The sequence below is a fragment of the Mesorhizobium sp. M0678 genome, from assembly GCF_040320505.1.
GTDB lineage: Bacteria > Pseudomonadota > Alphaproteobacteria > Rhizobiales > Rhizobiaceae > Mesorhizobium.
The window spans coordinates 1-9,592 of record NZ_JAMYPT010000052.1; the positions used below are offsets into that span (position 1 = coordinate 1).

The window sequence follows — 9,592 nt, forward strand, 5'->3', positions numbered from 1 at the left end:
GTTCGATGCCATGCCAAGCCGTCGAAAACTGCTTTCCCGGCTTTCAAAAAAGCCCCATTAACTCACCAACCAGGATTTCGCTTCCCCGTGCAAAGGTCTCACAGGGGGAGAAGGGGACGCGCTCCTATCGCCGGGTCTGAAAATCCGCGGTGCGGCGCATGGCCGGCGCCCGGACGTGCACATCCGTCTTGACGCAAGCCCAAACTGCGCCGCACAATCGCTCGCAGCAGGCGAAGGGAGGCCAGTCGCCTGCGGGAGGATTACCCATGACGGAAGCGATCAGGCTCTACTGGGGCCGGTTCGGACATGTTTCTGTCCTGAACGTCGCCAGCGACTTCGTCACCCATGCCCATGTCGAGGCGCATATCATCATCTGGCTGGAAGGCACGGCCGGCGAGATGACCATCGGCCGCGAGACGGTACGGCTTGGACCGGGCACCGCCGCCGGCATCAATTCCTTCCAGCCGCACAGCCACGCTCTGTCCCGCGACGGCACGCCCGGCCTGTTCCTCGCCTTTTACATCGATCCGGACTGGGCTCGAAGGCGCCGCGAGCTGCCTGCCGCCGCGCCGCTGTTCTCCGCCCCGGCAATCACGCTCGAGCCTTGGCTGCACAAGGCAGCGGCCAACCTCCTCGATCATCTCAGCGACAATGAGAGCATCGACGACATCGCCAATTACGAGATCGAGCGCTTCATCGACAGCGTGCTCGACGCCGCCGACGCGTCCGCACCGCAGACCGTGCGCGCCCGCGTCAACACCATGCAGGACTTCCGCGTCCGCAAGGCGATCCAGCTGATGAAAGCCAATGTCTGCGAGCGTATCTGCTTCGACGACGTGGCGCGCAGCGTCGGCCTGTCGCGGCCGCATTTCTTCGCCCTGTTCAAGGAACAGACCAATCTGACGCCCAACGTCTATTGGAACACGCTGCGCATGGAGGAAGCGGTGCGGCAGTTACAGTGGTCGCAGGAGCCGCTGATCTCGGTCGCCTGCAATCTCGGCTTCACCACGCAAGGCAATTTCTCGCGCTTCTTCCGCGACCATGTCGGCGTCCCGCCGACGCTTTACCGCGAAGCGGCGCGGGCGATCAGCTGAGCGCCCGTTTTTTCAGACTATTTGATAGGCGTTCAAGACGCATTGATAAGCGCTGCCGAGCCTGCCGCCCTACCCTCCCAGGCAGCTGATTTGCAAGGGAACGATCATATGGCGAAAGTCACCATCTCCAGCGTCATCGACGCGCCGGTCGAAAAGGTCTGGGCGCGCATACGCGACTTCAACGGCCTGCCGAGCTGGCACCCGCGCATGGTCGAAAGCCATATCGAAGACGGCAAGGATGCCGGCACGATCGGCTGCGTGCGCAATTTCCAGCTCGCCAGCGGCGCGCGCCTGCGCGAAAAGCTGCTCGACTTCTCCGACGAGAACTTCCTCGTCAGCTACGCCATCCTGGAGACGCCGCAGCCGCTCACCAACCACAAGGCGACGCTGCAGTTGCGGCGGGTGACCGACGGCGACCGCACCTATGCCGAATGGACCGCCAGCTTCGACGCCGCTCCTGAGGAAGCCGATAAATTGGCCGAAGGCATGGGCGCCAATGTTTTCCAGGGCGGGTTCAACGCCCTGAAGAACCACTTTGCCGGCCAGAGTTGAATGACGGACTAAGCCCGAAAAAGGGAGCGTTCCATGACGCTTGCATTGCAGACTTTCGCGACGGTGAAGGACGCCAGCGCGGCGCTGAAAGCCGCCGGCGCCCGCTATCTCGGTGGCGGCACGCTGGTCGTGCGCGCCGTCAATGAAGGCGACGTGTCGATCTCCGGTTTCGTCAGGTCGACCGACCCGGCGTTGTCGGCCATCAGCGTCTCCGGCGGCACGGTCCGCATCGGCGCCTCGGTGACCATGGCGGCGATCGCCCGTCACCCGGATCTGGCCACTCTTGCCCACGCCGCGCGCGCCGTCGGCGGCCCGGCGATCCGCAACATGGCGAGCGTCGGCGGCAATCTCTTCGCGCCAACGCCTTACGGCGATTTCACCGTTGCGCTGCTGGCTTTGGATGCAACTGTCAGCGCCGATGACGGCGAGCTGCCGATTGAGACATTCCTCGCAAAGCGCGAAAGCAACCACGCCATCGTCACTGCGGTCGGCTTCACGATTCCGAAGGAAGGCGGCTTTCGCTTCCTGAAAGTGTCGAGGGTCAAGCCAAAGGGCATTTCGGTGCTGAGCATCGCGACCGTGCTGGAGCACGCACCGGACGGCACCGTGTCGTCAGCGCGGATCGCGTTCGGCTGCATGGCCGACCGGCCGATCCGTGCCAGGGCGGCGGAGAAGGCCCTGATTGGCCGGGAACTCACGAGCGAGGGCATCGCACCGGCACTGGCTGTTGCCCGCGACGGCACTTCGCAGCGAACCGATCCGATCGCCAGTGCCTGGTATCGCAACGAAGTCCTGCCGGTCCATCTCGGCCGGCTGCTGCTCGCCTGAAAGACCGTGGCGCGTATGTCCGCCTGGCTGCGGCGCAAGGAGTAAAAAGATGGCAAAGGTCCCGGTTCAGTTCACGCTCAATGGTGCGGAAAAGGCCGAATTCATCGACAGCGGCACAACGCTGCTTCATGCGCTGCGCGACAAGATCGGCGACACCTCGCCAAAAGGCGGCTGCCACCAGGGCACTTGCGGCGCCTGCTCGGTCATCATCGACGGCGAGCTCAGGCTGTCCTGCCTGACGCTGGCCGAGACCTGCAATGGCGCGACTATCGCCACGACCACGGGGCTGGCGGAAGGCGGCGTGCTGCATCCGCTGCAACGCGCTTTCCTCGACGCCTTCGCGACCCAATGCGGTTTCTGCACGCCGGGCATGATCATGGCCGCCAAGGTGCTGCTCGACCAAACCCCGAACCCCAGCCGCGAGGATGTGGTCGAGGCACTGTCCGGCAATATCTGCCGCTGCACCGGCTACGAACCGATCATCCAGGCGGTGCTGAGCGCTGCGCGCTCCAATTCGCAGAACGCGGCTTGAGGGGAGTCAAAAAGATGGAACTCCGCAAGAGCTATTTCGCCGACCAGCGCAAGGACGATCTGCACGAGATCGGCCAGCCGCGGCCGCGTTCGGATTCGCCCGGCCATGTCACCGGCAAGACCGCCTATTTCGCCGACCGCAATTTTCCCGGCATGCTGCACCTGAAGATGGTGCGCAGCCCGCATCATCACGCCCGCATCCGCAGCATCGATACGTCAGAGGCGGAAAAGCACCCCGGCGTCGTCAAGGTGCTGACCGCCAAGGACGTGCCGCACAATGTCTACACCATCCTGATCCTGATCCAGATCGGGCCGGAGGACGAGACGGTGCTGGCCGACGGCAAGGTGCGCTGGAAGGGCGAGGCCGTGGTGGCGGTGCTGGCCGAGACCGAGCGCGCCGCCCAGGAAGCCGCCGCCAAGGTCAAGGTCGACTACGAAGTGCTGCCGGCCGTCTTCGACATGGAGGAAGCGCTGAAGCCCGGCGCGCCGATCGTCAATGAGTACCATGGCCGGAACTACTATCTCTACGATAGCGGCGAATGCCGCAAGGTGCGCTTCGGCGATGTCGAGGCAGGCTTTACAGGAGCCGACCACGTGCTCGAACAGACCTACCAGTCTTCACCGATCGAGCATGCGCCGACCGAAACGACCGGCTGCATCGTCGCGCCCGAGGGCAACGACCGCTTCACCTGCTACACCAACACACAGGCGATGTTCTTCACCCTCGATAACGCCTCGATCATCCTGCAGGTGCCCGGCAACAAGCTGCATTTCGTCGGCGGCACTGTCGGCGGCGGCTTTGGCGGCAAGGTCGACGTCATCGTCGAGCCGATCGCCATCCTTGGCGCCAAAATAACAGGACGACCGGTCTGTTTTATCTACAGCCGCGAGGAAGAGATGCAGATTTCCTCGCCGCGCGCCGCCGAGAAAGTCGTCATCAAGGACGGCGTCATGAACGACGGCCGCATCGTCGCGCGTAAAGTCACGGGCTACACCGATGCCGGCGCCTATTCGCGCCATTCGCCCCACGGCGCGCAGAAGGGCGCCGGCCATTATCCCGGCCCCTATACGATCCCGAACGTCTGGATCGACACCTACTGCGTCTACACCAACCGCACCCCGTCCTCGGCGATGCGCGGCTTCGGCGTCACCATCGGCGATTTCGCGCTGGAGGTACAGATGGACAAGCTCGCCCGGCTGATCGGCATGGACCCGCTCGAATTCCGTTTCATCAACGCCTATCGCGATGGCGACATGAAAGCACATCGGCAGCCGACCGAGGGGGCTGCGCTGATCGAGTGCATGCAGGAAGCCTCGCGCGCCGCCAACTGGCCCGTGGCAGAAAAATTCATGGCGATGTCGTCTTACGCGAAGGGAGTTTGAGATGGCGATCAGGCGCGGACGCGGAGTCGCCGCGATCAATTATCCGACCGGCATGAATCTCGGCGGCGACCCGACGCAGGCGCTGGTGCATTCGACGCCGACCGGCAATTTCATGGTCACGCTGTCGAGCGTCGACCTCGGCCAGGGCATGAAGCAGATCATGGCGCAGATCTGCGCCGAGACGATCGGCGTGCCGACCGACCGTGTCGTCGTAGACACCGCCGACACCGACACCGGCCCGCATTGCATGGGCACCTTCGCCTCGCGCGGCACGCACCGCGCCGGCAATGCCGTCATCCAGGCGGCCAGGGAAGCCCGCCAGGTGATGCTGGAAGTAGCGGCCGAGGAGCTGGAGGTGAATGCGTCGGACCTCGAGACCGACGGCCAGGGCAACATCCTGGTCAAGGGCGCGCCGCAGAAATCGATCTCGATCTTCGATGTCGCGCTGTCGGCGCATTTCAAGCGCGGCCGTTCGATTTCCGGCCGCGGCATGTTTTTGATCCCGCGCTCCTATCCGGAAAAGGAAACCGGCGCGATGAAGCCGTCGACCTGCTATGCGCATGCCTGCACGGTGGCCGAGGTCGAAGTCGACGACGAGACCGGCGAGGTCACCGTGCTGACGGTGAAGAACGTGTTTGAGATCGGCCGTGCGCTGAACCCGAAAATGGTCGAGCAGCAGCTCGTCGGCGGCTCATGGATGGGCATCAGCCATGCGCTCTACGAGACGACCGAACCCTATTATCCCAACCGCGACCATGGCGGCACCGATTTCAATCAGTATCTGATGCCGGGTCCTGGCGATGTCGCGCAAACCGAGGTCATCGTGCTGGAACGGCCCTCGGCCGACGGGCCGTACGGCGCCAAGGGGCCGGGCGAGATGTGCGCCAACCCGCAAATCCCGGCGGTGGCCAACGCCGTATTCGACGCGATCGGTGTGCGCATCGATACGCTGCCGATCACGCCGGAGCGCATCCTGCGGGCGCTGAAGGCGCAAGCATCGAACTGAGTGTTGGAAATGCCCAAGAGAAGTGCCGAGACTGTCGCGACATCGCCGGAGGCGGTGGCGTCGCGCCTCGCCGCCTCGCGCTATCTGGCCGACGAAAGCCTGGCCACCGCCATCTTCCTGGCGATAAGGCTGGGCAAGCCGCTGCTGCTCGAAGGCGCACCGGGCGTCGGCAAGACGGAAGCGGCGAAGGCGATTGCCGAAGTGCTCGGGCGTGAGCTGGTGCGACTGCAATGCTATGAGGGCATCGACGCAGCACACGCGCTCTACGAATGGAACTACCAGCGCCAGCTGCTCGCCATCCGCCATGCCGGCGAGCACGAGATCGACATCTACCACGACCGCTTCCTCATCGCGCGGCCGCTGCTGCAGGTGCTGAAGGCGCCGGAAAAGCGCGTGCTGCTGGTCGACGAGATCGACCGTTCCGACCATGAATTCGAAGCGCTGCTGCTGGAGTTCCTCTCCGATTTCCAGATCAGCATTCCCGAGCGCGGCACCATCCGCGCGACGGCGCAGCCGATCGTCATCCTGACCTCGAACCGCACCCGTGAACTGGCCGAAGCGCTGCGGCGACGCTGCGTTTATCACTGGATCACCTATCCCGACGCCGGGCGCGAAGCCGAGATCATCATGCTGCGCGCCGGCGATGTCGCCGAGGCCACGGCCCGCGCCGTGGCTGCCGCCGTGCGCGACATTCGCGCCCGTCCGTTGGCCAAGCCACCAGGCATCGCCGAGGCGGTCGAATGGGCCAACGCCGCGACCATCCTCGAAGAAGGCGGCAGCCCGTGGCCGGAAGCCTTCCGCCGCGCCATCGGCGTGCTGATCAAGGACGAGGAGGACCTTTCCTGCATCGCGCCCGAACTCGGCAAGATTGTCGAGGAGGCGCTGGCGTGAGCCGGGAAGTCGGCAATCCCCTCCTCCCGTCCATTCCGCAACGTTGGCGGGACAGCACCCCCCTCTGTCCTGCCCTCTTTGCCACCACTTGGCATCTCCCCCTCAAGGGGGGAGATCAGATGTCATCCCGGCTTTCGCTAAACTCCAACATTGCAGAAATCAGCGGAGCGTCAAAGCTGCCAATCTCCCCCCTTGAGGGGGAGATGTCCGGTAGGACAGAGGGGGGCGCGAAGGAATGATGCGGGGAGAAAGCTTGCCGCGCGCCGCAACCCCAATGCTCGGCTTCGGCCGGCTGCTCCGCCGCTATGGCTTTGCTGTCGCGCCGGAGCAGGTATTAGACTTCATGCAGGCCGTAACCCTGCTCGGGCCGCGCTCGATGGCCGATATCCGCGAGGCCGCCCTCGCCACGCTGGCGCCGCCGCCCGACCGCCGCGACGAATTCGAGGCGCATTTCCAGAGCCATTTCTATGGCAGCACTGCTGCCGTGGTCGAAGGCGAGGCCGACGAGGAAACCCGGATCAAGGACGATGGCGGAACGAGCGAAGAAGAAATCGAGGTGGTCCGCCAGCAGGAAGGCGGCGAACTGTCTTCGGCGAGCGAACAGTTGAGCGTCCGCGAGTTTCATCGCGATAGCGGCGGGCTTGCCGCCTTCCGTCGCAAGCTCGCCACCGCGTTGCCCGCCCGCCGCTCCTTCCGCACCGTGCGCACGAATGCCCGCGGCAAGCTCGACCTGCGCCGCTCGCTGCGCGAAATCGTCAGTGCCGACGGCGATATCCCCTCGCCGCTGCTGCGCCGGCGGCAGACAGTGCCGCGCAAGCTTCTCATGCTGATCGACGTGTCCGGCTCGATGAAGCTCTATACGTCGGACTATCTCAAGCTGGCGCATGCGGCCGTGCAAGGCGCCGATCGGGCGGAGGTCTTCACTTTCGGCACACGGCTGACCCGCATCACCTCGGCGCTGCGCATTCGCGACCGCAATCAGGCGCTGGCCCGCGCCGCTGCCCAGGTCGACGACTGGGACGGCGGCACCCGTATGGGACCGACGCTGCTCGCGTTTCTATCGGTGCCGCGCTTCTCCGCCTTTGCACGCGGGGCGGCAATCGTCATCCTGTCCGATGCGCTGGAGCGCGGCGATCATGCCGAGCTGGAGACGGCGATGCGCCGGCTGAGCGCCCGCGCCTTTCGGCTTTCGCTGGCGACGCCATTGGCCGGCGACCCGCGCTTCCGGCCGGCAACGGCAGCACTTCGCGCCATCCTGCCGGTGCTCGACGATCTGGTCGACGGCTCCTCGATCGCCGGTCTCACCGAGTTCATCCTGTCGCTCGCCCGCCCAGCTCCGGCCGCCGCGGCAATCTGGAAAAGGGTTTCGTGATGAAGAAGGCGATCGACGCGCATTTCCACATCTGGCGCCGAGAGGACCAGCCCTGGCTGCGCGGGCCGATGGTGCCGCGCATCTTTGGCCCCTACGAGCCGATCCGCCGCGATTATCCGATCGAGGAATTCCTCGCCGACCAGCAAGGTTCGGGCGTCGAGAAGGCGGTCTACGTACAGACCAACTGGGCGAAGGAGGATTTCGAGAACGAGGTGGCGTTCCTGCAGAAGACCGCGGAAGAAACCGGCTGGCCGCACGCCATCGTGGGCTATGCCGATATGACCGTGGACGATATCAGGCCCCAGATCGACCGGCTGAAAAAATATCCACTGCTGCGCGGCGTGCGCATGCAGCTGCACTGGCACGGAACGCCGGCCTTCCGCTTCGCCGCCTCGGCCGATCAGGTCATCGACCCGAAGGTGCGGGCCAATGTCGCGCGGCTGAAGGATTACGGCCTGTCCTTCGACCTGCAGCTTTTCCCCGCCCAGATGAAGGATGGGCTGACGCTCGTCGGCGAGAACCCCGAGACCAATTTCATTCTCACCCACGCCGGCATGCTGACCGACATGGAGCCGGAGACCACCGAGGCGTGGAAGTCCGGCCTGCGCACGCTGTCAGCGGCGCCCAACCTCTATGCAAAGCTGTCCGGCCTCGGCACCTTCGTCCACCGCAACGACCCGGCGCTGATCGCCTATATCGTCGACAATGCCATCGACATCCTCGGCAGCAATCATCTGATGTTCGGCTCGAACTTCCCGATCGAGAAGCTGTGGACCAGCCATGCCGAGTTGATCAGGGCGCACCGGGAAGCGGTGGGCAAGCACGGCACGGCGGCAGAGGCCGATATCTTCTGGAACACGGCGGAGAAGGTATATCGGCCGGTGTAGCGCGCATCCCTTCTCCCGTTGTGGGAGAAGGTGGATCGGCGCGTAGCGCCGAGACGGATGAGGGGTGCTGGAAGAAACTCGGCGGAGAAAATCCAAGCGATTTGAAGCACTTACGTCTCCAAGGCCGCGATCCGTCCAGCACCCCTCATCCGACCGAGCTTCGCTCGGCCACCTTCTCCCACAAGGGGAGAAGGGAAGGCGCCGCGCCTCACCTCACTTCACCTCGAATTCCGGATCGACCGGGATCTGCAGCGCTGTCACCATCTGGTTGGTTTGCCCGGCCAGCCCGATGATCGAGACCAACTCGCCATGCTGCGCGTCGGTCATGCCTTTGGCCCGCGCTGCGGCGGTGTGCGAGTGGACGCAATAGGAGCAGCCATTGGCGGTCGAGACGGCGATGTAGATCATCTCCTTGGTCAGCGGATCGATGGCGCTGTCAGCGACCATCACCGCCTTGAGCTGCTCCCAGACCCGCTTCAGCGAGACCGGATCATTGGCCAGCCCACGCCAGAAATTGTTGACGAAATCGGATTTGCGCGTCGCGCGGATGTCGTCGAACACAGCCTTCACGGCGGGAATCGCCTGGACCTCGGCATCGGTCAGAAGTTTCGTCGTGGCCATGGCTTGGTCCTTTCGTTTGGATCGTTATGCGAGGTCGTTGAATCAGGTCGGGAGAAAAGGCGGCTAACCGCCTTGGATGAATCAGCAATTGACGCGCTGAGGCAAGACCGTAAGGCTGGCCGAGGCCCCTCACCTTCGTCATCCCTGGGCGAAGCAGGAGCGAAGCTCCGTCGCGGAGACCCTGGGATCCATGCCGTGACCTTAGCCGAAGCGTGATAGTGTGCTGAAGGTTCTGCAAAAAGTTTTGGAGAGAGAACGGCGCCTGCTCTGAGGGGCGAGCGGCCATGGCACGGTGGTGACATTGCGATCACCGATTCCCGTGGGAGGGGAAGTGCCATGACCAATCGAGACGTTAGACTGAGCAGAGGCGAGTTGAAAGCGTTGCTGTTGTCGGATGAGGACGGCTTTCGCCAGGCATTGCAGAGTG

10 protein-coding genes are annotated in these 9,592 nt (G+C 64.3%); 9 read left to right on the forward strand and 1 reads right to left on the reverse strand.

The genetic code is table 11. The features are described from left to right. The first annotated feature begins 266 nt into the window (after positions 1-266). The 9 genes from NKI29_RS32800 to NKI29_RS32840 all read left to right on the forward strand — a co-directional run bounded on the left by NKI29_RS32800 (position 267) and on the right by NKI29_RS32840 (position 8,544). Positions 267-1,094 (forward strand): AraC family transcriptional regulator, encoded by an 828-nt coding sequence (locus NKI29_RS32800; RefSeq protein WP_352648640.1) that lies wholly within the window; start codon positions 267-269, stop codon positions 1,092-1,094. 108 nt (positions 1,095-1,202) lie between these two features. Then, positions 1,203-1,646, forward strand: coding sequence for an SRPBCC family protein (locus tag NKI29_RS32805; RefSeq protein ID WP_352648639.1), 444 nt, complete (start codon positions 1,203-1,205; stop codon positions 1,644-1,646). A gap of 33 nt (positions 1,647-1,679) precedes the next feature. After that, positions 1,680-2,474 (forward strand): FAD binding domain-containing protein, encoded by a 795-nt coding sequence (locus tag NKI29_RS32810; protein ID WP_352798614.1) that lies wholly within the window; start codon positions 1,680-1,682, stop codon positions 2,472-2,474. Positions 2,475-2,523: 49 nt separating this feature from the next. Next, entirely contained in the window at positions 2,524-3,006 is a 483-nt protein-coding gene (locus NKI29_RS32815; RefSeq protein WP_352648635.1) for a (2Fe-2S)-binding protein, read from the forward strand. Positions 3,007-3,020: 14 nt separating this feature from the next. Next, positions 3,021-4,388 carry a xanthine dehydrogenase family protein molybdopterin-binding subunit gene (locus tag NKI29_RS32820; RefSeq protein ID WP_352798615.1) on the forward strand — a complete coding sequence of 456 codons (1,368 nt, stop codon included), beginning with the start codon at positions 3,021-3,023 and terminating at the stop codon, positions 4,386-4,388. A gap of 1 nt (position 4,389) precedes the next feature. Next, positions 4,390-5,394, forward strand: coding sequence for a xanthine dehydrogenase family protein molybdopterin-binding subunit (locus NKI29_RS32825; protein ID WP_352648631.1), 1,005 nt, complete (start codon positions 4,390-4,392; stop codon positions 5,392-5,394). A 9-nt stretch (positions 5,395-5,403) separates the two neighbouring features. After that, positions 5,404-6,285 (forward strand): AAA family ATPase, encoded by an 882-nt coding sequence (locus tag NKI29_RS32830; protein ID WP_352798616.1) that lies wholly within the window; start codon positions 5,404-5,406, stop codon positions 6,283-6,285. A gap of 235 nt (positions 6,286-6,520) precedes the next feature. Further along, complete coding sequence (locus NKI29_RS32835) at positions 6,521-7,657, forward strand: vWA domain-containing protein (protein WP_352798618.1); 1,137 nt, start codon at positions 6,521-6,523, stop codon at positions 7,655-7,657. After that, a complete protein-coding gene (locus NKI29_RS32840) occupies positions 7,657-8,544 on the forward strand; it encodes an amidohydrolase family protein (protein ID WP_352798620.1) in 888 nt (295 codons plus the stop codon). The genes NKI29_RS32835 and NKI29_RS32840 overlap by 1 nt, the downstream gene beginning before the upstream one ends. A gap of 213 nt (positions 8,545-8,757) precedes the next feature. Here NKI29_RS32840 and NKI29_RS32845 read toward each other — a convergent pair whose 3' ends face one another. Beyond that, positions 8,758-9,165 (reverse strand): carboxymuconolactone decarboxylase family protein, encoded by a 408-nt coding sequence (locus tag NKI29_RS32845; protein WP_352571735.1) that lies wholly within the window; start codon positions 9,163-9,165, stop codon positions 8,758-8,760. Positions 9,166-9,592 lie beyond the last annotated feature (427 nt).

Coding starts and splice junctions, on each gene's coding strand:
- NKI29_RS32825 (WP_352648631.1), top strand. CDS start 4,390: ATGGCGATCAGGCGCGGACGCGGAGTCGCCGCGATCAATTATCCGACC.
- NKI29_RS32845 (WP_352571735.1), bottom strand. CDS start 9,165: ATGGCCACGACGAAACTTCTGACCGATGCCGAGGTCCAGGCGATTCCC.
- NKI29_RS32810 (WP_352798614.1), top strand. CDS start 1,680: ATGACGCTTGCATTGCAGACTTTCGCGACGGTGAAGGACGCCAGCGCG.
- NKI29_RS32800 (WP_352648640.1), top strand. CDS start 267: ATGACGGAAGCGATCAGGCTCTACTGGGGCCGGTTCGGACATGTTTCT.
- NKI29_RS32820 (WP_352798615.1), top strand. CDS start 3,021: ATGGAACTCCGCAAGAGCTATTTCGCCGACCAGCGCAAGGACGATCTG.
- NKI29_RS32840 (WP_352798620.1), top strand. CDS start 7,657: ATGAAGAAGGCGATCGACGCGCATTTCCACATCTGGCGCCGAGAGGAC.
- NKI29_RS32830 (WP_352798616.1), top strand. CDS start 5,404: ATGCCCAAGAGAAGTGCCGAGACTGTCGCGACATCGCCGGAGGCGGTG.
- NKI29_RS32835 (WP_352798618.1), top strand. CDS start 6,521: ATGATGCGGGGAGAAAGCTTGCCGCGCGCCGCAACCCCAATGCTCGGC.
- NKI29_RS32805 (WP_352648639.1), top strand. CDS start 1,203: ATGGCGAAAGTCACCATCTCCAGCGTCATCGACGCGCCGGTCGAAAAG.
- NKI29_RS32815 (WP_352648635.1), top strand. CDS start 2,524: ATGGCAAAGGTCCCGGTTCAGTTCACGCTCAATGGTGCGGAAAAGGCC.